Here is a 26,891-nt window from a genome sequence, read left to right as displayed (position 1 = left end):
GAGCTACTTTTTAATTATCTATTATGTGCTTTCTTTATAACGATTTTATCTTCTTCTACAGATACTGTTACATAATCACTTTCTTCTAACCGAAGCTTATTTACAGCCTCATCTGGTAACTCTATGGCCATCAATCTATCGGTTACGATCACTTGACTATACACTTCATTTTCATGTGATGCACTCTCTACTTTTTGCTCATTTATAAAACGTACTGGTGGCACGCCAACTTCTTTTACTATACGCCATTGTTTCCAAACATAAGGAATTAACCATAGTAATCCAACAACTGTAAGACCGATACCAATCCATAAATTACTTTGCGCTTGTAATTCAGTAATTGAGATTGTACCACTTTCTTCTCCACCGAAAAATTGCATACTTGTTGCAATCAAATTATTTAGAGCGTGCACAGCTATATTCGTCCATATATTTTTTGTCTTTATGTATAAAAGACACATAACGACACCAAACATGAACGCACCAATAACATCAAAATGTCCTAGGCCAAAAATAATTGAAGATATAATTACAGCTTTTTTAATTCCCCATTTATGAGCCATTCGCTGTAAGAAAAATCCCCTAAAAATAACCTCTTCCATAATAGGTGCTAACACACATGCTGAAATGAAAGTAAATATCGTCATATATACGTTACTCGTATTAATAACATTTCCGTCTTCTAGCATAGTAACTAAGAAATTCGGTAACGTATGTGCTAATATGTAAAATTGAATCTGAGATATGCCAACTGAAAAAATCATCCCCATTATCGTTGCTAATACAATTAATCCCCAAGATAAACGTCCTGGCTTATCAAAAAAACTGTTAAATACAACATTATTTTTATTTGTTTTTACGTATAGCCAAAGTAACGGAAATACAAAAAATACAGTTATTTGTGAAATAACCTCCATCGTATTCTCAGAAACATTTGCTAGACTTAATGGAATCATTGTAAGGAACACCCCTATAATCATCCATCCAAAAAAACTACGTAGTCTTATACGTGAAAATGCATAGTGCATATGAAACACCCCCAAAGATAGTAAAAAATAAAGTAAAACTTGAATCAATATTTTATAGGCGTCCTTTCCTTATAAATAATTGGATAACTAAATTGCAATATGAATCTAGTTGAAATTCTTCCTATTTTTCTCAAATCATTTCAAACAGCATATCTCTTAAAATAACATATCGCTATTCTTCAAGTTGCAATCCAAGTGAAATTTATGTAATAAAAATCCCCGTTTTTACAAGCGGGGATTTCTTTTATTATAATACGTCACGTTTTTGGAATAATGCACTTGATGCTACAAGTAACACAACAAAGTATGCCGCTACAAGTAATAATGAAGTTGTAAACGTAAATTCTGTAAATGTTGGTTCCATTCCACCATTGATTAATTTATTGCTATCGTAAGCTCTTAAATCCAAATGGTTGAATACTACAAACTTCGCTACACCTTTTGCAAACATTATCAATACCATATTAATTGCACCTTGTAAGAAGAATAGGAACATCGTAATAATTAATGGTAATACAGACTTTCTAAAGACATTTGCTAGGAAAAATGCAAGTGTTGCAAAAAAGAACGGTGAAAGTAGTTGATATAAAGTGGACTTCATTACGATTCCTAACGTTAATTCTGTTTTACTACCATCCATTACAATACCGCCAATAATCATTGCAATTAGCATACCAGCTAATACGATAAATAACATTGCTAATAACACTGTAATATATTTAGAAAATAAAACTGCAAGTCTTTTTCTTGGACGGATTAACAATTGTTTAATTGTACCTTTTTGGAACTCATCAGTAATAGTACGGGCAGCAAGTGTAATCCCAAAAATCGTTGTAAATAAAACAATTAAGCCAATCTCTGAGTTTGCATAATCTAAATATGATCCCTTAAACTCATCACCTTTTCCCCACTTCAACATTGCTAAAGTACCTAAAATTTCGAGTGCCGCAATGACACCAATTAAAATATACATACCTTTTTTCGCATGCAACTTTAAAAATTCATTTTGAATTAATTTAAACATTACGCTTTCACTCCCCCAGTAATCGCTAAGAACTCATCCTCTAACGTTTTATTTTGAACAGTAACTCCGTATACAAGCACATCAGCATGCACAAGTTTTTTTACGAGTTGCGGAATGTTGTCTTTTGTTACAGATGCTACAATTACATTCCCTTTTGCTTTACCTTTAATGATTTCATTCGCTTTCTGAGCTTCATCTACTTCAAACGCTACAACGACTGCCTCATCATGTTTCACTTTTTCATGTAAGTTGTACTCTTGTACAAACTCACCTTGTTTAATAATAACAACGCGATCACACATTAATTCAATTTCACTCAATAAGTGACTTGATACGATTACAGCAATATTCTCTTCTTTCGCTAAACGTTGTAAATAATCACGAATTTGGCGAATACCAGCTGGATCTAATCCATTTGTCGGCTCATCTAAAATTAAGATTTTCGGCTGATGAAGTAATGCCTGTGCAATTCCTAAACGTTGTTTCATACCAAGTGAATATGTTTTCACCTTTTTATGAATCGCATGCTCTAATTCAACAAGCTTTACAATCTCAGCAATCCGCTCTTTACTAATTGGAGTAATGGCCATGTTCGCAAAATGCTTTAAGTTTTGCATTCCTGTCATATAATCATATAGTTCAGGATTTTCTACAATCGCTCCAATTTGCTCTAGTGCCTTTTCACGCTCCGAGCGAATACTATGTCCACAAATCGTAATATCGCCCTCTGTCATTGAAATAAGACCTGTCATCATACGGATCGTCGTCGTCTTACCGCTACCGTTCGGTCCAAGGAATCCGTATACTTCTCCTTCACGAACCTCAAATGATAAACCACGAATAATTTCCGTTCCACCAATCCTTTTTCGAACATTCTCTAACTTTACTACTACGTTTCCCAATGCTGATTCCTCCTTTAGACTTCTAGTTTTTTATCGATAATATAAGCAATTACATATATTATTAGAGCACTAACCATTACCATGAAACTTATATTAAAAATGTTAAATCCATTTTCTTGAAACATATTAATAAACAGACTCTTGCTTTCACCATGATATTCTACTCTTCGCAATACTTGGAAAGCTGGAGCTAATTTTCCTAGCAAGGTTGTCGCTAAAGTAATCGCTATATTTATTACTAAAAAAATAATAACGATTAGTATATTTTGCGCCTTTTTCTTTTTCGTAAGTAACTTAACTAGAGTAATTACTAATATAATTTGTAACACACTAAACAAAAACTCAAATAAATCGCTTATCGTATATATTAAATTATTAATTATGCCTACTTGCATAATCTCTTTTGCCTCTACATATACAGAAGTCGTAGGAAAAGCTAATATATAACTTACGTAGAAGAGAATTCCACATATCCCATACCATATAGCCATTGCGATAAATGAGAAAATAAGCATAGAAATTACATATTGTTTCCCAGATATTGCTGTAAGTCGTAACATTGGATTAGTTAGTAAGCGTGAATATGATTTCATTGTTTGTATAAACATATAAACAATATAAAAGAAAAATATAATCATAATGATTCCAAATATACCCTCTTGTCTACTGATAGCCGCATCACTTTTTCTTACAATCATTTGTGAAAATAACACAGCTTCAATTAGCACAAAGAATAAAAAAGTAACAATATATCTTTTCTTATTTACATTCCATAAATAGGAAAGTACTGACTTCACTTACTAAACACCTCCTTAAACAATTCATGAACTGCTTTTCCTCTCTGAAAACGAATTTCTTCTACATTTTCATATAGAACCATTTCTCCATCTTTTAAAAAGATCACTTCATCAAAAATATTTTCAATTTCATTTATTAAGTGAGTGGAAATTAATATCGTACAATCTTCTCTATAGAACTGTAGAATTAGATCCAATACATGTTCTCTAGAAAGAGGATCTATCCCGCCCAATGGCTCATCCAGTACGTATAGCTTCGCTTTTCGAGAAAATGTTAAAATAATTTGCAGCTTCTCTATCATACCTTTTGACAATGCTGTAATTTTTTCTTCTAACGGTATTTTAAATTCTGCAATCGTATCTACCGCTTTTTGAATATCGAAGTCTTTATAAAAATCTCGGTAGAAAAATAAAGCGTCTTTTACAGTCATCCAATCATCAAAGACTGGCTTATCGGACATAAATGAAACGATTTCTTTCGTCTGTAATCCTACCTTTTTACCATCTATTGTGATACTACCTTCAGAAGGGTGTTGCAAGCCTGCAATCATTTTCAATAACGTCGTTTTCCCGCTCCCGTTATCTCCAACAAGCCCAACGATTTTCCCTTCCGTAATCTCTATGTTTAATTCACGGATCACTGCTTTTAATCCGTATCTCTTCCATAAGTTTTCTATTTTTAATAGCTCTGTCATTGGCTCTCCTCCCTCTTTTCATGTAATGAAGAACGAAGAATTGTAAGAATTTCTTCTTCTGAAAAACCTAAATTGTCCATTCCATCTATAAAAGAATGAAGTAATTCTTTCGCCATCTCTTTTCGCAGCTCCATAATTTTCTCCCCTTCATTCGTTACATACCGTCCCATTCCTCTACGTGTTACAACAACTCCATCCCGTTCTAGCTCTTGAAATGTACGCTGAATCGTATTTGGATTCACTTGTAATTCACTCGCTAATTCACGGACAGAGGGAATTTTATCACCAGGCAATAAATGTCCTGTTACGATCTCTTTTTTTATGTATTCCATTACCTGAATGTAAATTGGTATATTTGGAGAAAACTCTATTTTCATTTCTTCCCTCCTTTTGTATTGGTGTACTAGTTAAATAATACACTGATACAAAAAGTTTGTAAATACCCATTTAATTACAAAAAGTTCTATCCGTTAACCGAATAGAACTTCCCAGACACAAATCGCTATATAGAAATAATAGTGTTATGTAAACAAAATTATAAAGAAAAGCTGTCTTATCAATGAATAAGACAGCTTTTCTTTATAATCCTATATTAAAAGTTAAACACGAAGTCATCGTCAGCTAACTTTTCAACGTTCGTTGCTTTTACGTAACCATTTCCTTTTACAGAGAAGAAATCATGGTTTTTCGTATCTGTACGTAAACCATTTAAAACGATTGGGTTAATTTCTTCTTCTTCAAACTTCGGCTCAAGTCCTAAGTTCATAAGCCCTTTATTCGCATTGTAACGAACGAAACGATTTACATCTTCTACAAGACCGATAGAAGTGTAAATTTCTTCTGTATAGGCCATTTCAATTTCATATAGTTCCATTAATAACTCTTGTGTTTCTTTTTGCACTTCTTGTTGCTCTTCTGCAGAAAGTTCTGCGAAGATTTGTTGTGCTAAAATACCGACGAATACGCCGTGAATTGACTCATCACGAATTATCAAGTTGATAATCTCACCACTTGCTGTTAGTTTTCCTTGACCAGCTAAGTAAAGCGGATAGAAGAATCCACTATAGAATAAATAACTTTCTAAGAACACACTTGCTACCATTGCCATATATAGCTCTTTTTTCGTTACTTCGGGCTTTAACAAACGACGATAGTAACCAGTAATAATACCGGCCTTTTTCTCAAGTAATGGATGATTGTCTACCCAGTCAAAAATATCATCAATTTCTTCTTCAGTAGCTAACGTTGTAAAGATATGACTGTAACTCTTCGCATGTACTTCTTCCATAGCTCCCATGAAAGCTAATACACTTTTAGCTTGTAAATTTTCAAGATGAACAAGTACAAGTGGCATTCCTTCGCCACCTTGTTTCGTATCTAAAAGTGTTAAACCACCTAATACACGCTTATAAGCAATTTGCTCTTCTTTCGATAATTGCACCCAAGTATTTTTGTCAGACGAAACCGCAATTTCTTCTTCTGTCCAAAACTGAGCGATGTTTTGCTTCCAAAACATTAAACTAAAATCATCTTCTTTTTTGTTCCAGTTTACCGCACGCATTAAATCGCCCCTTCTCTAAATATGATAACTAAGCATGAGCAGGGTTCAGAAAACCCTGCTCATCATGTCTCACTTTTTATATTAAACGGTACAAGCCACACACTCTTCCACGCTTAATTTACGTGTTCTCGTATAATACAGACTCTTTAAGCCTTTTTTATGTGCATAGATGTAGTAACGTGCTAATTCACGTGTTGAAATATCACTATTAACGTAAAGAATTGTACTAATTCCTTGGTCAATATGTTCTTGAATTTCTGCGATTAAATCAATTAATTTAAACTGATTCATATCGTAAGAAGATTTATAGTACCAGAACGTATCTTTTGATAAATACGGCATTGGATAATATGTTGTCGCGTTCGCATATGTTCTTGATTCGATTTGACTTACGATCGGCATTACGCTTGAAGTTGCATTTTGAACGTAACTGATTGATTGTGTTGGAGCAATGGCAAGACGATATGAGTTGTATAAACCATTCTTTTGCACTTGCTCTTTTAAACTTGTCCAATCTTCTTTTGTTGGAATATGAATTCCTTCAAATAGTTGCTGAACTTTTTCAGTTACTGGGCTGTAATCTGTCGTTTCATACTTTTCAAAGTATGTGCCATTCGCATAATCAGATTTATCGAAGTCTTTAAATGTCTCGCCTTTTTCTGTAGCGATTTCCATACTTTTCTCAATAGAGTAGTAATTTAACATCATAAAGAATGTACGAGCGAATTCTTTCGCTTCTGCACTTTCATAAGCGATTTTATTTTTTGCTAAATATCCGTGTAAGTTCATTGCTCCAAGTCCAACTGAATGAAGCTCGTCATTTGCTTTTTTCACAGTTGGTGCATTCGGAATAATCGTCATATCAGAAACAGCTGTTAAAGCTTCCATTCCCGCATGAACTGCTTCACGAATTTCTTTATTTTCCATTACGTTTACGATATTTAACGATCCTAAGTTACAGTTAATATCACGACGGATAATGTCATCTGTACCGTAATCATTTATTTCTGAAGTTTCTTGAAGCTGGAAGATTTCTGTACATAAGTTCGACATCTTCACAGTTCCAATATCCTTCAATGGATGTTGATTATTTGCATTTGATTTAAACATTAAGTATGGGTAACCAGACTCAAGCTGAATCATAGCGATTTTAATAAGCATATCACGTGCACTAATATCTAGTGGCTTCTTCTTCACTTTCGGATTGCTCATTAATTCATCATACATTTCATCAATGTCAATATCATCTAAATGCTTGCCATATTCTTTATAAACCGTATAAGGCGCGAAAACATGGAAAGGTTCGTTTTTCTCAGCAAGCTCAAAGAACTTACTTGGAACGATAATTCCGATTGATAGAGACTGAATACGGCTCTTCTCATCGGCATTTATTTTTTTTGTATCAAGGAATTCAATAATATCCCAATGGAAAATGTTTAAATATACTGCACCGGCACCTTTTCGTTGGCCAAGCTGATTCGCATATGAAAACGAATCTTCAAGCAACTTCATAACAGGTACTACGCCACTTGCAGCGTTGTCAATACCTTTAATTTGCTCACCGCGTGCGCGTAGCTTAGATAAGTTTAAAGCTACTCCCCCGCCGATTTTCGATAATTGCATCGCAGTATTAATGTTAAAGCCGATTGAATTTAAGCTATCGTCCATCTCTAACAAGAAACAAGACACCATTTCTCCTCTTCTGCTTCTTCCCGCATTTAAAAAGGTTGGTGTCGCTGGTTGGTAGTTTTGTTTTACAATCATGCTTGCGAATTGTCTTGCTTTCGAAACATCACCGCGTCCTAAGTATAATGAAACAATTGCTACACGATCTTCATAGCTTTCTAAGTATTGTTTTTGATCATTCGTTTTTAACGCATAATCTTTGTAGAACTTAGATGCTGCCATATAAGATTGGAACTCGAAGTTTTCACCATAAGCGATGTTATATACTTCCTCTACTTCCTCCAAGCTATACTCGTCCAGAACGTTGTAATAGTAATCATGTTCTTTCATATACTCCATTCGCTCTGCCACGCTATTAAAAGGAACGGTATTCTCTCTAGCTTCTTCCATAAAGACTTCTAATGCCTCTTTATCTTTATGAAGCTGATAAAAACCGTCCTGCATTTGCGTGATTTCATTATTCAGTTCAATGTGTCGCAATCTCCCGCACCCTTTCCTTAAAATATTCTACATCGTTATTTGTTCCAGATAACTCAAATTTTGATACAATAGGCACTTCATATTTAGTAGAAATCTTGTCAGCACTTGCACCGAACATGTCTCCCCAGTTACGATTGCCGCTTGCAGATACGCCTTTTAATTTTTCATTATTGCGCTCTAAAAAGTCTAAAACACGTTCTGGTACATTGCCAAAACCTGTTGTATACGTAATAAGAATAAAGTCTTCATCTATTACTAGATCTTCATCAATTTGAACGGCCGGCATATTTAATTTGTGAATGAAACGCTTCACGTTTCCTGTCATAGAATCATATGCAACTAACATTTCCGACCCTCCCTCTCAAATCTATATTCTCTATATGTTGTTCTTGATTTCTCTATATATTGTATTACGTTTCAAAATAAGACACAAGATATATGTATAAATTCTTTCTTTTTTTAAATTTTACTTTTCGACATGATAGCCGTTTTTTTTCAATACAATGACTATGAAACAACATTCTAAAACTCATGTCAATAAAGTGCTTTTCAAAAAAGTTGTCAACGAATTTAACCTTATTTTTAAAAAAGTTAACAATATATTTTGTCATAAAACGGTAGATGCTGGAGAAATATATTTCTCCAGCATCACGCAAAAAAGAACAGATATGAAACTATAATCTGCTCTAAAAAACGATTACATTTATCAAATTTACCTTATTAAATATATTATACATATACTTTCGTTTTTCGTTACATACTAAAAGATAACTATTATAGAAAAAGATTATTATTATGGAACTTCAATTTATTTATGAAAAGTTTATTCAGAGTGCTCAATACGCAAAATATCTTTTACAAATATGTGATGTGGATTTTCATCTTTATCAAGCATTGTACATACAGGAGCCTCTTCATCAAAGTATACAATCATTCCTTCTACGTACTGATATGTATGTTGAACTTGTACAGTTACTTTAATTTCTATCGCTTCTTCATATGCTCTTTTTATTTTCTGAAGCATTTTTGCTGAACATTTTCGTTTCTCTGGATACATAACCATTCCCATAAATCTATTGCCGGCTCTATCTTTCCACATATAATCCCAATGTGGTAAAATGCTTTGTTTAAAATCGCCCATAATTCCCCTCTCCTTTATCTTTTATTTATCCCACATTAAACGTCCGGTTGGTGAAGGCTACTAATTAGTGAAGGATGCCCTGCTGATCAAAATTCCCCTTTATGAACGTGGCGTTTCTGAATATGTATAAATCACTTGCCCGCCTCGCTGTGCGTTACCAATGAAATGCTTAAAGTCTTCTCTATTTACAACAACTTCTCTGAACGTATAAAATACATCTTTCGTAACAACATACTCCGTTATTTCACCATTTTTCAGCTGATCTAAAATTGTATTTGCTAATTCTTTATCCATGTATTTCACCTCTCTGCAATATTTTATTCTATCGTATATTCTATAGGTCAACAACTGTAAAATTATCCCGCTATTTGCGGGTAATCCGATTGGTGCTGACTACTAATCAGTCGTGGAATGAACAAAAAATCTTACTGATTAACATTTCACTTTATCTCGTTGTTATGCCATGATTTTATTTTCGTTATTTCGCAAACAATATCGTTTTACTATATGTCCACTAAATATCATATACTAACATAGCTACTTCTCTATATCAAACATTTCGGCATTCAATTATGCAAAGTTCCATACCACTATGCTACAATATACAAATAGAACTAGGAGGGATACTATGATTCGGAAAGCAAAAAAGACAGATGCAATGGCAATAGCTCCTTTATTGTATAATGCTCTGCATGAAATTGCTGAAAAAATCACAGGTAGCACAGTTGAAGCAGAAGTATTACTAGGACTTGAGACATGGTTCTCAAAAGAAAATAACCGTCTGAGCTACGAAAACTGTTTTATTTATGAACAAGACGAGAGTGCAGTTGGAATTATTGTCGCTTATCACGGTAGTGAAGCAACACAGCTTGACGCACCAATTGTACATCACTTAAGAGAATTACATAAAGATGAATCGATTACGTTAGAAAAAGAAGCTGAGCTTGATGAGTATTACATTGATACATTATCAGTTTCAAGTGCACACGGTGGAAAAGGTATTGGTTCTAAATTAATTGAAGCTGCCGAAATCTATGCAACTGAAAAAGGGCATGAAAAAATCGCTTTACTTGTTAATTTAGAAAACACACGCGCCTATTCACTATACGAAAAGTTAGGTTATAAAAAAGATGAAATTGTTATGCTAGTAGGCGAACCTTATGCTCATCTCGTAAAACCATTAAACGTCAAAATTTCTATATCTTAAAAAGAAAGCACACGATTTATATAAATCGTGTGCTTTTATGTTAAATTCGTATTTAATATATTTCCATCCATCGCCTCGTGAAACGTATATGTTGTACATCCCCATGGCTTTCTATGCAAAATAGGAGAACCAGACCATCCCATTGCCCTCAGCTCCGTTCCAATCATCGAATTAAAATAATTATGACCTACAAGAGCAATACTTCCATGTACGAGAGCATAACGATGTAACAGGTAAGCCGCTTGCCTTGCCCTCTCTCTTACTTCCTTATAAGACTCAACATCTTTATGGTAGCCAAGTATCCATAATGTGCGTCCAATGAACATCCATACCTTAATTGTGCATTTCAACCACTTCGGAGCAAAAAAGTATGAAGGAACTTCAGCTTCTCTAAAAAGAGAGTTTTGCATAAAAGATAAAGAATCCGTTAATTCAGCTGCTGATTGTACAGCACGCCTTTGATCACTTGTTAAGACAAATTTCGCTGCTTCAATTGCCTCTATTGTTTCTATCGGCATTTTAGCTTTTTGTATCATTGACTCGGAATCATACTGTTTCATCCATTCGTGAAATGAATTAATTGTCATCGGTTCTCTTATACGAACTAAACAACCATGACGAATAAAAGAAATCTTCATTCTTTTCACTCTCCATTCATCACTTACGAACTCTATTATGCACTAGTTCTAAACATCATACCACGCAAGAAAAGAAAGGCATATACCTTTACATCTCCCCACCACTATCATGCGTTATCGAAGCATGGATACCATCCATCCCATCAAAATATGTACTCGTATCATATTGACGAATCTTTTTTAAATGCATATAAGAAAATAAAAATAACATTAAAGCTATAACACTCCCCACAAATTCAAACATCATTTTACCGCCTCTAATTTCTCCCACTTCAGCAGGTTATTCTACTTTTTCATTATACCTCGATATAAAGATTCCCGCATTTTTGCTATTTTTTTCAAATAACGTGGATTTTCTACATATTTTCTTACAAAAAGTGAATATTTTTCGAATTTTTACTTTGGAAACATTTACAAAGTAGGAAATATGGTTCAAAATAGGAGGAAATAAAAAAACCCAAATTTATTCTTTTTTTGGGAAAACTGTAACAAGGAGAGTTGCTTATGCAGATCGCAGAAACTGGAGATATCATCGAATTTAAAGGTGGCATGCAAGGCCGTGTTCAAAAAGTAAATCAAAACTCTGTTATTGTTGATATAACAATTATGAAGAATTTTAGAGAACTAGATATGGAACCTCTTACAGTTGTAAGTCATAAAAACTATACTGTCATTAATCAAAATGCATAATATAATAGAAAGAAAGGGCCTGTATACTATACAGGCCCTTTCTTTCTATTAACGATTATCAATTGTTTCCGGATATAGATCGTGGTTCATCATGCGGTAGTCAGCCATTTGTTCATACTTTGTCCCTGGGCGACCGTAGTTGCAGTATGGATCAATTGAAATACCACCACGTGGTGTAAATTTCCCCCATACCTCAATGTAACGTGGATCCATTAATTTAATTAAATCGTTCATGATAACGTTCATGCAATCTTCGTGGAAATCACCATGATTGCGGAAACTAAATAAATACAACTTTAAAGATTTACTCTCTACCATTTTTTGCTCTGGAATATAGCTAATATAAATTGTTGCAAAATCTGGTTGTCCTGTTTTCGGGCATAAACTTGTAAATTCAGGACAATTGAATTTTACAAAATAATCACGGTTTGGATGATTATTATCAAATACCTCTAATATTTCTGGGCTATATTCAAATAAATATTTTGTATTTTGATTTCCTAGTAATGTTACATCTTTTAAATCTTCATCTAATCTTCCTGTCATTTTAAACATCCCTTCTCGTTATACGCCGCGTTTATTTCCCCATACTAACGCATGAAGCTGAGGCAATACTTTTGCATCATTCATCTCTTTACAATTTACAGCTTTATCAATCAGCCACTCATACTTATCTAATAATTTTTTAATAAGCATCGCATCATCCACTGTTTTTGTATCATCGTTTCCTACTTGCAGGAAAAATGGTACACCTGGATAACGTTCGTGCATCTTAACTGCATATTCAAAATCATGATCATCGAATACTACTACTTTTAAACTAATATCTTTTCCTGCTAGTTTCTGAATAATAGCATCTAACTTCTGAAAATCTGTTTTCATCGTCGAACTTGGTGGTTTTGGAGAAATTGTTACCTCATCAATTTGAAGTAACCAATCTTGCCATTTACTCCCTTGTGTTTCAATTGCCGTTCGCATTCCATTTTCTTTTAATATAGAAAGAAGAAACTCAATATTTTTCAGTAATGCCGGATTTCCGCCTGAAATCGTAACATGAGAAAAATTTTCTCCTCCAATTGCAACAAGCTCGTCCCAAATACCTTCTGCTGTCATCTGTCTAATTTGATCTTTAGCCGATCCATCCCACGTAAAAGCAGAATCACACCAAGCGCAGCTATAATCACAACCAGCTGTACGGATAAACATTGTCTTTTGTCCTACGACCATTCCCTCACCTTGAATAGTCGGACCGAATATTTCTAAGACAGGGATTTTACTCATCGAGCATCCACTCCCGTCTTACTTCCGCATAACTAGTCGGCGTCTCAAATAGACGAACAAATTCAACGCGAGCTCCTTTATATTCGTTCACTCGATTCTCTTTTGTTAGTGCTTCTGCCATTTTTTCATAAATCCAAACGACCATATTTTCAGCAGTCGTATTCATTGCTGGTAACGTTTCGTTTAAATAACGATGATCTAAATAAATTTCTATTTCATTCTTCCAAATTTCTTTTATATCTCCAAAGTCAATTGCAAGACCTATTTCATTTACATATCCACTAATTCCAAATACAACTTTATATGTGTGACCATGTAAGTTTTTACATTTCCCTTCATAACAATGTAAATGGTGTGCTGCATCAAATGTAAATTCCTTGCTGACCATTACTCTTTTATTATGATATTTGAGTTGTTTACGCTGAATATCCTTGTCCATTTTTTGCAAATTCTCTACGATGCGAAATCCAAAAAAGTTATCCATTAGTTGTTCGCTCCTTCGCGTTCTTGTAGGTACGTATCTAATCCTGCTTTACGAAGTTGACATGCTGGACATTCACCGCAACCATCACCAATGATTCCGTTATAACATGTTAATGTTTTTTCTCGAACAAACTCAAATGCTCCAAGTTCATCTGATAATTTCCATGTTTCAGCTTTATCAATCCACATAAGTGGCGTGTGAATGACAAACGGGAAATCCATAGATAAATTTAAAGTAACGTTTAACGATTTCACAAACACGTCACGGCAGTCTGGATAACCACTGAAATCAGTTTCACATACACCCGTTACAATATGACGTGCTCCAACTTGTTTTGCCAATACAGCAGCAAATGATAGGAAGAGTAAATTTCGTCCATCTACAAATGTCGACGGCAATTCACCTTCTTCATGTGTAATCTCCATATCCGTTCTCGTTAACGCATTTGGAGCAAGTTGATTTAATAGACTCATATCTAGTACCGTATGCTTTATTCCTAGCTCTTTTGCAATTTCCGCTGCACAATCAATTTCTAGCTTATGACGTTGATTGTAATTAAACGTTACAGCTTCTACCTCTGCAAACTGCTCTATTGCCCAAAATAAACATGTTGTACTATCTTGTCCTCCACTAAAAACAACAACTGCTTTTTCTTTTTTCATTTCACTCATTCTCCTTCTCTACTATAAATAAGAAGAAAGAACGTTCTTGAACTGTCACAATAAAAAAACAAAACAATACCTAAGGATATTGTTGTTTCCATAGTTTTTTATAGAGGGAGTTCGCGAACCTCTCCCGCGCGGTGCACGGAATTTCTTCTTTCATTGACACAGCTTATTGTAACATATTGTATACTAGCGTAAAAATTTCTGATTTTTCCGCTATTTATCATTTCATTTCTTTCATTTTATAGTATGATTAATTTAATATAAGCAGAGAGGAGGCATCCCACTGAAATCCTTTATTATTTATCTCTTTTTAAATATATTATTCATCCTTATTACAATGCTCGTATATCATTTATTTTGGAATCAAAAAGGGAAACGCTCTCCTAAATTAAATTCAGCTATATTCATTGTACTCTGTTGCCTCGCTACCGTACTCTGTATTACATTTGCAGCAAAAACAAATAATGGTTTTCAATTTGATATGCGCCATATTGTATTAATTGTCGGTACATTAACGGGAGGGCCTATTGCTGGTGGTTCTATCTTAGTTGTATTAAACATATATCGCTTATTATTAGGTGGGGTAGGTGTTTTCCCATCTCTTATCGGTTCTGTTATTCTATTTATTGTTCTATTATTAACATATAAATTTTTCAATCGAACTTCTAATCGTATAAAAATAACACTTGCTATTATCTACAGTCTCACATACGGATTTAGTTGGATACCCTTCTTCCTTTCAAAGGTTACAAATAAGGCTGATTATATACCGCATATTATTGTGTATGAGTTATGTTCAATGCTTGGTACAATCCTAATTTTATATTTACTACACATATTACAAACTCAAGTTCGTCTCCAAAACGAACTTATAAATGCTGAAAAATTTCATTTAATTGGTGAAATGGCAGCGTCTATCTCTCATGAAATTCGCAATCCATTAACTTCAACGAAAGGTTTTTTACAACTGTTACAATCAGATACATGCACTGAGCAGGAACGGAAATTATATATCGACATTGCCATTAATGGCATCGAACAAGCAAATCATGTTCTTACAGATTATTTAACCTTTGCCAAACCAAGCATTGAAAAAGAACAAACATTACAGTTAGAAGAAGAATTACTACATGCATTATCGTTAATTACACCACTTGCTAATTTAACAAATGTACGTACTCATTATATAAAGCAAAGCACTTCTTTTTTTATCGCTGGAGAAAAGCAAAAACTAAATCAATGTTTATTAAATATTTTAAAAAATTGCATTGAGGCTATGCCAAAAGGCGGTGATCTTTATTTCACATTAGTTCCTGATCATAAGCATATTCAGTTATATATAAAAGATACAGGAGTCGGTATGGATTCAGAACAAGTAAAACGTCTTGGCTCGCCTTTCTATTCAACGAAAGAAAAAGGCACTGGACTTGGAATGATGGTCGTATTCAGTGTTGTTCAAGCTATGAATGGAAAAATTGATATTATAAGTGAAAAAGGAACAGGTACAACCTTTTTATTAACTTTTCCACTCATACAAAAAACGTGATAAAATAATCATCACGTTTTTTCTGTTCCTTCAACTAATTCAGCAAAAGCTTTCACTTTTCCGTGCGGTTGTTGATTTTCTTTACGCGCTTTCCAGGCACGCTCTTCTTCTCGCTTCTTCTTAGACATATTTTTTCAACTCCTTCTTTTCTTTCTCCATGTAGTATTCCAAAATAAGAAAGAAAACTATGCACGTATCAAAAAAAGAAGTGGTTTCCCACTTCTTCCACTTTAGCGCTGCAAAATTGCATGTTTCGCCTCTTTTAATTGCGTAAGATGTCTTTGTTCATGCAAATCAAGAAATTGAATCCATTGATACAAATTCAGATCATTAAAAACAGGATGCTTTAATCCATTTTCAAATAGATCTTTTTCATCTATAACACTATGAAGCGCATGTAATAGTTCTTGTCGTGAATGTTCTAGTAATTGAATTCCTTGCTGTTTTTTCATTAAAGTTTCTGTTGGTTGCATTTGCTGAGGAGCTTCTCGTTTATGTGTGCGATCAAGCGTAAGTTGGAGGTCTTTAAATGGAGTCATGTTTCTTTCATTTTTTTGTAAAGCATATACAAGGGCAGACGTGACAGATTGTTCAACTAAATGCAAGTGGTGTAAAATTTGAATAATACTCCATTTATCACGGCGTGGCTTTACATTCACTTCTGTATCATTTAACATTTCAATTTCTGATAATAGCGTGCTTCGAGTAGACTGTAATGAGCTTACTAAACTTTCTAAACTCACATCCATATTAGATTGAAGCATACTTCTTTCCCCCCTTTTTGTTGGTGAAAAGAGGTGCTCCTTATTAGAAACACCTCTTTAGTATTCTGAATTTTCTTTTATTATCTCATCATTTTCCCATTATGTCGATGTTAAACATGTGAAAAAAAGCGCATGTTTTTTACAATTTTGTGTCGTCAATTGCATGTAACCATGCTTCAATTTCTGTAATAACACTTTTCACACAGCCTTCAGCAAATGGTGATGTTAAATTTGCAACTTCTACTAATTCTAAGAACGATTTACTTCCACCTTGTTGGCATAGATTCACATAATCTTCCCATGCCTCTTGTCTATTATCTCTTGCACGTTTCCAAAATTGTAGCGCACAAATTTGAGCAAGCGTGTAATCAATATAATAGAAAGGTGAACTATAAATATGCCCTTGCCGTTGCCAAAAACCACCGCGCTCTAAATAATCATTATCCTCATAATCACGATGCGGTAAATATTTCTTCTCTATGTTACGCCATGCTGTCTTACGCTCTTCAGGTGATGCTTCAGGATTTTCATATACATAATGTTGATATTCATCAACAGATACACCATAAGGTAAAAATAGAAGTGCTGAACTTAAGTGAGAGAAGTAATATTTATCTGCATCTTCTTCAAAGAATAGCTTCATCCATGGCCATGTAAAGAATTCCATACTCATAGAGTGGATTTCACATGCTTCATATGTTGGCCAATTATATTCTGGAATTTCAAATTTACGACTTTCATATACTTGGAAAGCATGACCTGCTTCATGTGTTAATACATCAATGTCACCAGATGTTCCATTGAAGTTTGAGAAAATAAATGGCGCTTTATAATTCTCAATATATGTACAATATCCGCCACCAGCTTTTCCTTTTTTCGCAACTAAATCTAATAAATCGTTATCTAGCATGAAATTGAAAAATTCATCTGTTTCAGCCGATAACTCTTTATACATCGTCTTTCCATGATCAACAATCCAATCCGCATCTCCTTTTGGAGTTGGGTTACCTGTAGCAAACTCAAAGTTTTCGTCATAATAAGCTAACTTCTCTACACCGATACGTGCTTGTTGTCGCTTTCTTAATTCCGTTGTAACGGGAACGATATAATCCAGCACTTGCTGACGGTAATTAGCCACCATCTCCGCATTATAATCTGTACGGTACATTCTTGCATATCCAAGTTCAACAAAGTTTTTGAAACCTAAAGATTTTGCGATTTTCGTTCTCACTTTAACAAGCTCATCATAAATACGATCTAGTTCTTCCTCATTTCCAGCTAAAAATCCGTAGTATGCTTCACTTGCTGCTTTACGTTCGCTTCTTTCTTTTCCTTGCATAAACGGAATCAGTTGCGATAACGTTCTTTCTTCTCCAGCAAAGTCAATTTTTGCAGATGCTAATAACTGTGTATATTGCGACGATAATTTATTTTCTAATTGTAAATCTTTCACGACTTCATCTGAATATGTTTTTAAATCACATTCTGCTAGAGCAAATAATTGTTTTCCATAATACGCCTCTAATTCTTCACGAAATGGAGAATTAATGAGTGCCTTATAATATTTTGTACCATATCCCTGTACAACTGGAGAGAATTCATCAAAGAAATCCTGCTCCTCCTTATAAAAAGTATCCGTCGTATCAACAGAATGGCGAATGTAACAAAGGTTTCCCATTGTACCAAAATCGTTGCGAATTTCATTAATTGAATTAATGACTTGTTTTTGTTCTTCTACAGTTTTTGCGTTATCAAACTTCTCTAAAGCAACAGTAAATTTCTCTTTTAACTCTTCAATATTTGGGCGTTTATATTCATAGTCTTTAAATGACATGAACGAGCCTCCTCTCCATTACATACCTTTATTATAATTCAATACGTATTCTCGAATTCCCTCTTAATTTTCAACAAAATTCGGCAGTTACTACCCTGAGTTCATTGCAAACAAAAAAGCCTTGGATTTATTTATCCAAAGCTCCTTTGGAACATATTATTATTTTTCATACTTTCCAATTTTTTTTAATAGATCAAGTAATTCATCTTTTTCATCTTTCGTTAACATTTCAAAAGACTGATGTATAACTTTCTCATGCCCCGGAAAAATAGAAGCAATAAAGTTCTCGCCAGACTCAGTTAATTGCGCGTAAATAACACGTCTGTCATTCGGACATGGGATTCTCTTTACTAATCCTTTTTTCTCTAGCTTATCTACAACATATGTAATGCTGCCACTAGCTATTAAAATGCGCTCACCAATTTGCTGGAGTGGTTGACCGCCTTTATGATATAGCAGTTCTAATACAGCAAATTCAGTTGGATTTAACCCGTTACTTTGTATAGATTTATTTGTAGTATCCATAACAGAACGATGTACACGAGATAATGCAATAAATACTTTTAAAGATTGAGAAATATCTTCTCGTTCATTATTTGATGTCATACAACTTTCAACCCTTCACTTAAATTCTCAGCAATAAAAAGAAAATGCCACTTCATACTTCATGTGAATTCCGAATGAGCATTCACTCATCCATTTCCTCTCCCCTAATATATTAAGAATCATTCTTGAATAAAAACATGACAATTTTAACATAGTTTATATATAATGATAATAAAAAAAGAAGGAGTACCACATTTGAAAGTCAAATTCCAAAGCATAATTATATATATATTGCTTGTTATCCTACCGACAATAGGGATTGGTGCTACATTTTATTCGTATCATACATATAAAATGAAACAGGAAAACAAATTATCCGCTCATACAGTTCTCTTTTTATATAGAGATTATTTGGATCATCATCTTGGTGAAGCAATTTCTGCTTTAGACATGCTTGCAAAAGTTGTGGGCACCGAGACTGGTAATATAAATGGCATTAAACAAATTGTACATGATACAGATGGAAACGATGCACGCTTTTCTGGTCTATATTACGCTACACCAGAAGGGGTCATTACAATCGCATCTGAAGATGAATCAAAGCCTATAGATGTTTCAGACCGTAAATATATTCAAGACGTGCTCCAAACTAAAAAAACCACTGTATCATCAGTCATTACTGATCGCGTTCTTGGACATAAAGCTATTATGATTGCTGCCCCCATATTCAATAAACAAAAGGAGCTCTCTGGATTATTATTAGCTAGTTTACGCTTTGATTACATTTCATCTTCTTTAAATGCCATTAAACCACAATACCATTTTGAGGTAACTGATAAACATGATGTAGTTTTTCTAACCGATGATAATACCGACACAAGTGATTCACATTCTAATATGCTTACTACCCCACTCCAAAGATTAAATTGGAAGGTCTCTGTTTCTCCATTACCTATTCATCAAAAAACCTTATACCAGTGGGTTGCAATAGAGTGTGTAGCTACTTTATTTTTAATGTCTATTTTATTTTTACTTGCTCAATATATGTTGTTAAAACGTCAAACAAAACTTGAAAGACAACAAAATGAACTACAGAAAATTGAATTAGTTGGAACTTTTGCAGCGAGTACAGCACACGAAATCCGTAACCCTCTTACTGGAATTAAAGGACTCGTCGCTCTATTAAAAGAGAAATATAAAGATGAACAAGATCAGTTCTACTTTTCTGTAATTGAACAAGAAATAGAGCGAATCAATGAAATTGTAAGTGAATTTCTTATTCTTGGAAAGCCAACCGCCATCATCGAACAAACATATGATGTAAGAACGATTCTCAATGAGGTAGCATTAATTATTCAATCTGAGGCGAATTTACATAACATTATATTCCATTTACATTTACCAGACCATCCTGTTCATATCCGTTGTTCGAAAGACCATATGAAACAAGTGGTTTTAAACATTACAAAAAATGCAATTGAGGCTATGACTTCTAGTGATACACTAACCATTGTAGTAAAAAACAATGAAACACACGCACAATTGCAGATTATAGATACTGGAAAAGGAATTCCACAACATATTCAAAAACACCTCTTTCATCCGTTCTTTACTAATAAAGATACTGGAACAGGTCTTGGACTTGTCATATGTAAACGAATTGTAGAGATGTATAATGGGCATATTTTTATTGACAGTACAGAAAACGAAGGAACGACAGTTCATATCGAAATTCCGTTACACATAGTATAATTATCCTTATCCTATAAGGGTAATTATACTTATTTCATAAAACCAGCGACAAGCATTCGCCAAAAATTATTTGATTTTCCTTCATACCCGATTTGGAAAATAGGTATTTTTATAATTGAAAACCATTTCGGTGTTTGTTTTTCTTTATAACACTGATATTGTAAAATAAGCTTGTCCAATTCTTGACTAACTTGAATTGTCTCCCTACTATTTAGCCCACTTGTTAATCCTAGTTGAATCATTTCTTCACGTTTCATATGAATATCACGTGAAAGCTTTTCTAATGTGTACTTCCTTTTTACAGTAAACATCCATATCCCCCTTATTATACTTCCATGCTCTCAACTTCACTTCTCCATTGACTTTTTTAACTACTTAATCATATGCAAATTTGAAGAATCAGAAAATTTAACATTTTCTCCCTGTAATTTACAAATCTTTACCCTCACTTTGAGAATTATTACAAATTATTCTATCTTTGTAAATACATTCGCAATAATAGACATTTTTTTCATCTTCTTTTTTTACAAATTCTACGTAAACCGGGGATTCTTAATTTTCCAACTACTTTTCTTCGACATTTTTTGTTTAATTTATATAAAAAAGCAAAACATAATGATGATTGATAAAGTGAAACTTTAATCAGTGTTTTTTGTTCAGCCCCCACTGATTATTAACATTTATCAATCGGGCGTTTATAGGCAGTGAATCTCCCACCTATCCAGCCCAATGTTGAGGTGGGAGTCTTACTACCCACAAATAGCAGGATAACAATAGAAAGGAAATATTTATATGCGAAAATATACGATTGCATTGTTCATCATTGTTTTGTTTTTACCGTCCTTCTTATTTCCTATTCAAGCAAATGCTCATACGAATAAAGTTGCTATTGTCATTGATGATTTCGGCAATAACATGAAGGGGACTAATCAAATGTTATCACTTCCCATTCCACTCACTGTTGCTGTTATGCCTTTTCTTCCTTCCACAAAAGAAGATGCAATAGCTGCCCATAAGAAAGGCCATGAAGTTATTATACATATGCCAATGGAACCTATAAAAGGGAAAAAAGAATGGCTTGGACCGAAAGCAATTACAACTGATTTAAGCGATGAAGAAATAAACAACCGACTTGAACAAGCGATTCAAGAAGTACCGCATGCAATTGGAATGAACAATCATATGGGTTCAAAAGTAACAGCGGATGAACGAATTGTTCGCCTTATACTTGCTGCTTGTAAAAAACACGGTTTATTTTACTTAGATAGTAAAACCAATCCTAATAGTGTCGTCCCAAAAATCGGAAAAGAATTAGGAGTTCCTATTATTGAGAACCAACTATTTTTTGATGATGTGTATACAGCAGGACATATTTCAAAACAAGCCCAATTACTCATCAAAAAAATTCAAGAAAAACCTATTATGGTAGCTATCGGGCATGTGGGCCCCCCAGGTGAAATTACATCACGCGTTATCGAAACTTCTATCCCTAAAATTCGTGAGCATGCAGACTTTATTTTTTTATCTGATCTAGCATTATCTCCGCCTCCTGTTTCAAAATAAAGTTCATTACTCACATATAATCAGCCCTCACCAATCGAGCTTTTACGGGCCCCCATTTCTTTCGCTAAATTTTGAGGCGGGGGTCTTACTGCCCACAAATAGCGGGACAAAAAAGTACCTATCTGTATATAACAGATAGGTACTTTTTTAACTTAAATATAATCTACATGACTCACTCTGAATCCTTTTTTCTCTATTTTTCCGATTAATTGCTTTAATCTTCTTTCATCTAACTCATCTGATATATTTACAATAACACGGCGGATATATTGATCACCGTTATCGAGTGTAAACAACCCACCGATATTATATGCTTTTAACAATGTCCCAAGCTCTTTAATCGTTCCCTTACAATCTTGTGTTGCAATTGTTAATATGTAACCACCTGTTCGCATACCAAATGAATCTTCAATAACATCAAATATATTCGAATGCGTTAACATACCGACAAATTCATTATAATCATTTAGCACGGCTAAAAACGGAAGTCGACGAATTACATAAAAGGCTCTGAAGAAGGAATCCTTTTCAAAAATAAATGCATTGGAATTGTCAAGCATATCTCCTGCACTTACATGATCTAATCCGCTATTGCATTTTTTTTCTAATAAATCTACTTTATAAATAATCCCCGTGAATTTCTTCTCATCTTCTGCTAATACCGGGATGGCTCGAAATCCCGTTTCGTTCATCATTTGCAGTGCCTCTTCACCAGAATCATTTATTTTACAAAATGTTACTTGCTGCTTTGGCAGAAAATGATATTTAACTCGCAAAATATGTTCCTCCTTACATGTCAACATGTAATCTATATATAATAAGGAGACCTATATTTTATGAGTGAAATTATTTTTAAAACGCTTTCATTTATTTATTAGCTTGTAGCCATATCACATACATTTTTATATAACAGAGCTCCTTGCACCCTTAATCATTAATAACTTTACATGATAGTTCATTAAATATTCTATACCCTCTAGCCATTTTTTCGCTTCTTCTGGCGTTTTCCCCCACACAATCATGCCGTAATTATGAACAAGAACTACTCCTCCACCTTCAATGAAATTTGGAACATTGCTTTCTAATAAATCAGCGAATTTTTTTTCATCTTCTACAATTGGAATTGTCATTTCTGTTATACCTTCTTTTCCGAAAACACGCTCCACACTGCGTTTATCGAACGTTACTTCTCCTTCTTCTCCATATAACTCTGATATTAAATGACTATCTACAGTCTGCACTTGTAAAATACATCCTGCACTACTTTTTTTATAAATATCCGCATGCATAAATGACTCTGCAGCTGGTTTTTCTTCATTTTCAAATACTGACTCGCACATGCAATTTACGACAATAAAATCTTCTTCCGAAAATAGCCCTTTATCTCTTCCCTCAACATTTACTAAGAATGTTAACGGCTCTTTTGAAGTACATAGCGATAAACTAATTTTGGTACCATAAAACCAATCACGAAGTGCCAATTCAGATTTCACATCTTTTAATTCATTCCATTTCTTCAGAAAAAATAACATTTCGTCACCCCCGGCATAATATTCATATAAGGTTCGAATCCTTTCTATGTAAAAAGGAATATTTTTTGATTATTCTAAAAATTTAATTGAATTATCACATGAGAACGCTTTTTTGTCAATATAGTTTCGCGGTTCTTCTTTAAAATAGGCTATTCATATGTCTATACTCCTGTCTATTGCCTATTTCATTTTGTACATAAAAAATGCGCTATTCTTTACTTAAAGAATAGCGCATTTTCCTCATTTTTTATCCCGCTATTTGCCGGGCAGTAAGACCCCCACCTCAAAATTCAGCGAACGCAAAGAAGTTAGGTCGGGGTCGGGCTGCCCGTAAAATCCCGTTTGGTGGGGGGGATGAACAAAACCCCCACTGATTAAAGTTTCACTTTATTTCTTTATTGCATTATATAAAAACTGTGCATATTGTTCACGTGTTACGAAATTATCTCCTAAAAAATTCCCTTCTCCGTCACCTTTTGATATTTTATTATCTACTAAAGCTTTCACATATCCTTTCGCCCAATGACCATTTGGTATATCTTTAAAATTCTCTGCACTATTTTCATTTTCTTTTAACTGAAATACTCTTTGTAGTACCACTGACATTTCATATCGAGTTAATACTCCATCTGGACGGAATATATCATTTCCATACCCTGTCATAATACCAGCTTGAACCACTGCATCAATAGCCGTTTCATACATATTCCCTTTCGTATCTGTAAATGCCGTTTTTGGTTCTAGATTATTTTCTAATTTTAAATACCTTTGTATTAGAAGCGCTACTTGTCCACGAGTAATGTTATCCCCAAATCCAAATTCACCATTTCCATAGCCTATAAATAATTTTTCTTTCGCTAAGTAATTAATTGCTTCTTCTGACCAATGTCCTTTTGGTACATCTTTAAATTCTACCACTTCTGTTTTCTCATCTTCTTTAGATGTATTACCTTCTTTACTTTCTACTACATTTTGAATAACAGACCCTGTAAAGAAGATTCCTGTATCCGCAAATGGATCTTTCACACCAAATTCATATACTTTCTCACCTGATGTACTCCATTTCACTACACCATTACTATACGTACCATTATCGCTCTTCAGACGGATTTTCGTAGAAACCTCACCATCTTTTTCATATATAGGTACTTTTACTTCTTTATTTACTTCTGTTTCCTCTAAAAATACTTTTTGATTTTGGACATTAATATAAGCCGTCTTACTTAGTTCTATAACTGGTCGGACATCACGGATTTCATTTGCAACAAAACTTAGAAATACTAATTTTTTCAAATTGCTGACGGGTGATAAGTCTGAAATATAATTCGCTTCTAAATCAAGTTTTTGTAAGTTTACTAGACTTGATAGTGGCGTAATATCCTTTAACTCATTGTTAGGTAAGTGTAATTGTTTTAACTGTGTCATCTTACTTAGAGGAGTAACATCTTTTATTTCATTTTTCCCGATCCACAATTCTTCTAATTGCTTCATTTGCTCAATGCCGGATAAATCTTTAACTTTATTACGTGTTACTACTAAGTCTGTTAAAGGTAATGAATATAACGGTTTAATATCTTCAATTTGATTACCTGCTAAAGTTAAGTATGTTACATTTTTCAAAGCGCTTAATGGAGCAACGTTCGTAATTTTATTATTTGCTAAATTCAAGTAATCTAGTTGTTCCATTTTCGCTAATGCTGTTACATCTTCTATTTGGTTGCCTGATAGATATAAACTTTTTACATTTTTCATTTCAGTTAGTGGTGCAACATTTGTAATTTTATTATTACTTAAATCAAGAGATTCTAAATTATCCATCTTAACAAGTGGCGTTACATCTGCAAATTCATTACCACGCAAAGCTAAATGATTTAATTGCTTTAAGTTCGCAAAGAACGACGGGTCTTTTATCTTCGCATTCGCAACTGTTAAAGATTTTAAATTTGGCATATATTTTAATGCACTATAATCAAGTATCTCATTTGTATTTAAAAATAAATCCTTTACTTGTAATAACTCTTCTTTCGTAATTGGTGTATTTAAATCTTTTCTATTAAATACTTTTTTATTAACAAGTTCTCTTAATTTGTTATCTGTTATCATATTTTGATTATCAACTGGATTATCCGTTTCCGTATTGCCTGAATTAGAGTTATCATCTGGTTTCTCTGTTTCTTTGTTACCTACAGTTGGATCTTTAATTTCAAATTGAACTTGATATTTGTGATCATATCCAATAGCCGGAATAAGTATATGCATTTGCATATTGTGCTTCTTCTCAAACTCGCCAATTTCAAATTGGACTACTTTCGTTCCGTTCTTCCTCTTATCTTCTGATAAAACCTTCACATCATGAAATACACCAGGCTGGTTTCTATCTTCTATTCTAAGATATTGAAAATAATCGCTATCTTGCATTGTTACAGTGACAATTTTTTTGCCAGCTGCAATCGTTACTTTAGGATCTTTTATATATTGAGAAACCATAGATGGCTCGTCTTTTTGGTCCTTATATATTTTAATTTCAGTATCATACGTGCGATCACTCGCTGCTGCTACCGATTGATTTGCTTCAACTTTTAATGCCGCTAATGCTGGAGTAGAATACGTAGCAAATGGAATTGCTAATGTTGTGGCTACTACTAGCGCCTTCATATAATTTTTTTTCAAAATAATATCCCCTATCATATATAATTTTTTATAATTGATAATGAATATCAATTACTCACAAATAAATGATAATGAATATCATTATCATTGTCAATGAGAATATTACATTAAATTTATATTTTTAAAGATAAAAAATAAAAAGCCCTTTATTCAAAGGGCTTTTTTACCTATCGTATGAAGAATTTCACTTTTTTCCTTCTCATTGATGACACCAATTTTTTGCAAAATATTCGCGTACAATACAAGTTTATTATATATTCGTTCTGACATGTTCTCCCTTCTTTCCTTCGACCAACTTTTTTTGTATTGGTAAATTATATGAAAGAGATGAGAAAATGTGTCCACTTTTTGCATAAATGCAAATCTTTTATTTTACGATTTGTAGACAATAAAACTCCCTCC

The 26,891-nt window shown here is 33.7% G+C and carries 30 protein-coding genes and 1 riboswitch; of the genes, 5 read left to right on the top strand and 25 right to left on the bottom strand.

The genetic code is table 11. The features are described from left to right. Positions 1 to 14: 14 nt before the first annotated feature. The 11 genes from AC241_RS06905 to AC241_RS06850 all read right to left on the bottom strand — a co-directional run bounded on the left by AC241_RS06905 (position 15) and on the right by AC241_RS06850 (position 9,608). Positions 15 to 1,028 carry a CPBP family intramembrane glutamic endopeptidase gene (locus AC241_RS06905; RefSeq protein ID WP_029441791.1) on the bottom strand — a complete coding sequence of 338 codons (1,014 nt, stop codon included), beginning with the start codon at positions 1,026 to 1,028 and terminating at the stop codon, positions 15 to 17. Positions 1,029 to 1,275: 247 nt separating this feature from the next. Then, positions 1,276 to 2,052 (bottom strand): ABC transporter permease, encoded by a 777-nt coding sequence (locus AC241_RS06900; protein WP_016082360.1) that lies wholly within the window; start codon positions 2,050 to 2,052, stop codon positions 1,276 to 1,278. Then, positions 2,052 to 2,954 carry an ABC transporter ATP-binding protein gene (locus AC241_RS06895; protein WP_016082361.1) on the bottom strand — a complete coding sequence of 301 codons (903 nt, stop codon included), beginning with the start codon at positions 2,952 to 2,954 and terminating at the stop codon, positions 2,052 to 2,054. Before AC241_RS06895 ends, AC241_RS06900 begins: the two co-directional genes overlap by 1 nt. Positions 2,955 to 2,968: 14 nt before the next feature. Beyond that, positions 2,969 to 3,751: a hypothetical protein gene (locus AC241_RS06890; protein WP_050842935.1), complete on the bottom strand. Its 783-nt coding sequence runs from the start codon at positions 3,749 to 3,751 to the stop codon at positions 2,969 to 2,971. After that, positions 3,748 to 4,446 (bottom strand): ABC transporter ATP-binding protein, encoded by a 699-nt coding sequence (locus AC241_RS06885; RefSeq protein ID WP_000137747.1) that lies wholly within the window; start codon positions 4,444 to 4,446, stop codon positions 3,748 to 3,750. Before AC241_RS06885 ends, AC241_RS06890 begins: the two co-directional genes overlap by 4 nt. Further along, on the bottom strand, positions 4,443 to 4,823 hold the full coding sequence (locus AC241_RS06880; RefSeq protein ID WP_016082363.1) for a GntR family transcriptional regulator: 381 nt from the start codon (positions 4,821 to 4,823) through the stop codon (positions 4,443 to 4,445). The genes AC241_RS06885 and AC241_RS06880 overlap by 4 nt, the downstream gene beginning before the upstream one ends. A 215-nt stretch (positions 4,824 to 5,038) precedes the next feature. Continuing rightward, on the bottom strand, positions 5,039 to 6,007 hold the full coding sequence (gene nrdF / locus AC241_RS06875) for a class 1b ribonucleoside-diphosphate reductase subunit beta (RefSeq protein ID WP_001203025.1): 969 nt from the start codon (positions 6,005 to 6,007) through the stop codon (positions 5,039 to 5,041). An 81-nt stretch (positions 6,008 to 6,088) separates the two neighbouring features. Next, entirely contained in the window at positions 6,089 to 8,173 is a 2,085-nt protein-coding gene (gene nrdE / locus AC241_RS06870; protein ID WP_001215839.1) for a class 1b ribonucleoside-diphosphate reductase subunit alpha, read from the bottom strand. Further along, on the bottom strand, positions 8,160 to 8,519 hold the full coding sequence (gene nrdI / locus AC241_RS06865) for a class Ib ribonucleoside-diphosphate reductase assembly flavoprotein NrdI (RefSeq protein WP_000959447.1): 360 nt from the start codon (positions 8,517 to 8,519) through the stop codon (positions 8,160 to 8,162). The genes nrdE and nrdI overlap by 14 nt, the downstream gene beginning before the upstream one ends. 477 nt (positions 8,520 to 8,996) lie before the next feature. Continuing rightward, positions 8,997 to 9,314, bottom strand: a complete 318-nt coding sequence (locus AC241_RS06855) for a hypothetical protein (RefSeq protein WP_016082365.1) — start codon at positions 9,312 to 9,314, stop codon at positions 8,997 to 8,999. 99 nt (positions 9,315 to 9,413) lie between these two features. Next, positions 9,414 to 9,608 carry a hypothetical protein gene (locus AC241_RS06850; protein ID WP_000356686.1) on the bottom strand — a complete coding sequence of 65 codons (195 nt, stop codon included), beginning with the start codon at positions 9,606 to 9,608 and terminating at the stop codon, positions 9,414 to 9,416. Positions 9,609 to 9,942: 334 nt separating this feature from the next. Between AC241_RS06850 and AC241_RS06845 the strand changes: the two genes are divergently transcribed. Beyond that, on the top strand, positions 9,943 to 10,521 hold the full coding sequence (locus AC241_RS06845) for a GNAT family N-acetyltransferase (RefSeq protein WP_000619547.1): 579 nt from the start codon (positions 9,943 to 9,945) through the stop codon (positions 10,519 to 10,521). A gap of 35 nt (positions 10,522 to 10,556) precedes the next feature. On the opposite strand, the gene AC241_RS06840 is transcribed toward AC241_RS06845, so the two are convergent. Together AC241_RS06840 and AC241_RS34680 are read right to left on the bottom strand one after the other, a co-directional pair. Beyond that, a complete protein-coding gene (locus tag AC241_RS06840) occupies positions 10,557 to 11,159 on the bottom strand; it encodes a phosphoglycerate mutase (protein ID WP_048564042.1) in 603 nt (200 codons plus the stop codon). Positions 11,160 to 11,247: 88 nt separating this feature from the next. Beyond that, positions 11,248 to 11,430: a hypothetical protein gene (locus AC241_RS34680; RefSeq protein ID WP_080117240.1), complete on the bottom strand. Its 183-nt coding sequence runs from the start codon at positions 11,428 to 11,430 to the stop codon at positions 11,248 to 11,250. Between the two features lie 233 nt (positions 11,431 to 11,663). Here AC241_RS34680 and AC241_RS06825 point away from each other — a divergent pair, with 233 nt between their 5' ends. Beyond that, positions 11,664 to 11,849: a YkvS family protein gene (locus AC241_RS06825; RefSeq protein ID WP_001165082.1), complete on the top strand. Its 186-nt coding sequence runs from the start codon at positions 11,664 to 11,666 to the stop codon at positions 11,847 to 11,849. 48 nt (positions 11,850 to 11,897) lie between these two features. Here AC241_RS06825 and queF read toward each other — a convergent pair whose 3' ends face one another. The 4 genes from queF to queC are packed head-to-tail and all read right to left on the bottom strand — an operon-like array spanning position 11,898 to position 14,276. Continuing rightward, positions 11,898 to 12,395, bottom strand: coding sequence for a preQ(1) synthase (gene queF / locus AC241_RS06820; RefSeq protein ID WP_001986050.1), 498 nt, complete (start codon positions 12,393 to 12,395; stop codon positions 11,898 to 11,900). An 18-nt stretch (positions 12,396 to 12,413) separates the two neighbouring features. Continuing rightward, complete coding sequence (gene queE / locus AC241_RS06815; protein WP_016082368.1) at positions 12,414 to 13,130, bottom strand: 7-carboxy-7-deazaguanine synthase QueE; 717 nt, start codon at positions 13,128 to 13,130, stop codon at positions 12,414 to 12,416. Continuing rightward, positions 13,123 to 13,614: a 6-carboxytetrahydropterin synthase QueD gene (gene queD / locus AC241_RS06810; protein ID WP_000368414.1), complete on the bottom strand. Its 492-nt coding sequence runs from the start codon at positions 13,612 to 13,614 to the stop codon at positions 13,123 to 13,125. The genes queE and queD overlap by 8 nt, the downstream gene beginning before the upstream one ends. Beyond that, on the bottom strand, positions 13,614 to 14,276 hold the full coding sequence (gene queC, locus AC241_RS06805; RefSeq protein WP_029441786.1) for a 7-cyano-7-deazaguanine synthase QueC: 663 nt from the start codon (positions 14,274 to 14,276) through the stop codon (positions 13,614 to 13,616). The genes queD and queC overlap by 1 nt, the downstream gene beginning before the upstream one ends. Positions 14,277 to 14,369: 93 nt before the next feature. Next, positions 14,370 to 14,413: riboswitch (PreQ1 riboswitch) on the bottom strand. A gap of 206 nt (positions 14,414 to 14,619) precedes the next feature. Here queC and kinB point away from each other — a divergent pair. Further along, the gene (kinB, locus tag AC241_RS06800) at positions 14,620 to 15,828 is read left to right on the top strand and encodes a sporulation sensor histidine kinase KinB (RefSeq protein ID WP_043936091.1); all 1,209 of its coding nucleotides are present in this window, start codon (positions 14,620 to 14,622) and stop codon (positions 15,826 to 15,828) included. A gap of 11 nt (positions 15,829 to 15,839) precedes the next feature. On the opposite strand, the gene AC241_RS35130 is transcribed toward kinB, so the two are convergent. From AC241_RS35130 to AC241_RS06780, 4 genes are all read right to left on the bottom strand, one after another. Then, positions 15,840 to 15,956, bottom strand: a complete 117-nt coding sequence (locus tag AC241_RS35130) for a DUF6254 family protein (RefSeq protein WP_000038355.1) — start codon at positions 15,954 to 15,956, stop codon at positions 15,840 to 15,842. Positions 15,957 to 16,058: 102 nt separating this feature from the next. Further along, the gene (locus AC241_RS06790; protein ID WP_029441784.1) at positions 16,059 to 16,592 is read right to left on the bottom strand and encodes a DinB family protein; all 534 of its coding nucleotides are present in this window, start codon (positions 16,590 to 16,592) and stop codon (positions 16,059 to 16,061) included. A 139-nt stretch (positions 16,593 to 16,731) separates the two neighbouring features. Next, positions 16,732 to 18,426, bottom strand: coding sequence for a M3 family oligoendopeptidase (locus tag AC241_RS06785; protein ID WP_050842933.1), 1,695 nt, complete (start codon positions 18,424 to 18,426; stop codon positions 16,732 to 16,734). Positions 18,427 to 18,585: 159 nt separating this feature from the next. Next, complete coding sequence (locus AC241_RS06780) at positions 18,586 to 19,032, bottom strand: MarR family winged helix-turn-helix transcriptional regulator (RefSeq protein WP_000203336.1); 447 nt, start codon at positions 19,030 to 19,032, stop codon at positions 18,586 to 18,588. A gap of 195 nt (positions 19,033 to 19,227) precedes the next feature. On the opposite strand from AC241_RS06780, the gene AC241_RS06775 reads away from it, so the two are divergent. Next, on the top strand, positions 19,228 to 20,724 hold the full coding sequence (locus AC241_RS06775; protein WP_029441783.1) for a DUF3149 domain-containing protein: 1,497 nt from the start codon (positions 19,228 to 19,230) through the stop codon (positions 20,722 to 20,724). Positions 20,725 to 20,753: 29 nt separating this feature from the next. Here the strand turns inward: AC241_RS06775 and AC241_RS06770 are convergent, their stop codons facing one another. Beyond that, positions 20,754 to 21,035: an aspartyl-phosphate phosphatase Spo0E family protein gene (locus AC241_RS06770; protein WP_000495536.1), complete on the bottom strand. Its 282-nt coding sequence runs from the start codon at positions 21,033 to 21,035 to the stop codon at positions 20,754 to 20,756. A 481-nt stretch (positions 21,036 to 21,516) separates the two neighbouring features. On the opposite strand from AC241_RS06770, the gene AC241_RS06765 reads away from it, so the two are divergent. After that, the gene (locus AC241_RS06765; protein WP_001234107.1) at positions 21,517 to 22,287 is read left to right on the top strand and encodes a divergent polysaccharide deacetylase family protein; all 771 of its coding nucleotides are present in this window, start codon (positions 21,517 to 21,519) and stop codon (positions 22,285 to 22,287) included. Positions 22,288 to 22,439: 152 nt separating this feature from the next. Here AC241_RS06765 and cbpA read toward each other — a convergent pair whose 3' ends face one another. The 3 genes from cbpA to AC241_RS06750 form a co-directional block, all read right to left on the bottom strand. After that, positions 22,440 to 23,063: a cyclic di-AMP binding protein CbpA gene (gene cbpA / locus AC241_RS06760; protein ID WP_016082373.1), complete on the bottom strand. Its 624-nt coding sequence runs from the start codon at positions 23,061 to 23,063 to the stop codon at positions 22,440 to 22,442. 126 nt (positions 23,064 to 23,189) lie between these two features. Continuing rightward, positions 23,190 to 23,819: a class II aldolase/adducin family protein gene (locus tag AC241_RS06755; RefSeq protein ID WP_000896006.1), complete on the bottom strand. Its 630-nt coding sequence runs from the start codon at positions 23,817 to 23,819 to the stop codon at positions 23,190 to 23,192. Positions 23,820 to 24,206: 387 nt separating this feature from the next. Then, complete coding sequence (locus AC241_RS06750) at positions 24,207 to 26,507, bottom strand: NEAT domain-containing leucine-rich repeat protein (RefSeq protein ID WP_043315113.1); 2,301 nt, start codon at positions 26,505 to 26,507, stop codon at positions 24,207 to 24,209. Positions 26,508 to 26,891: the final 384 nt, after the last annotated feature.

The sequence above is a fragment of the Bacillus thuringiensis genome (assembly GCF_001182785.1).
GTDB lineage: Bacteria > Bacillota > Bacilli > Bacillales > Bacillaceae_G > Bacillus_A > Bacillus_A thuringiensis_S.
The sequence above is the reverse complement of the archived record's forward strand: the minus strand, read 5'-3'. Positions and strand labels throughout refer to the sequence as shown.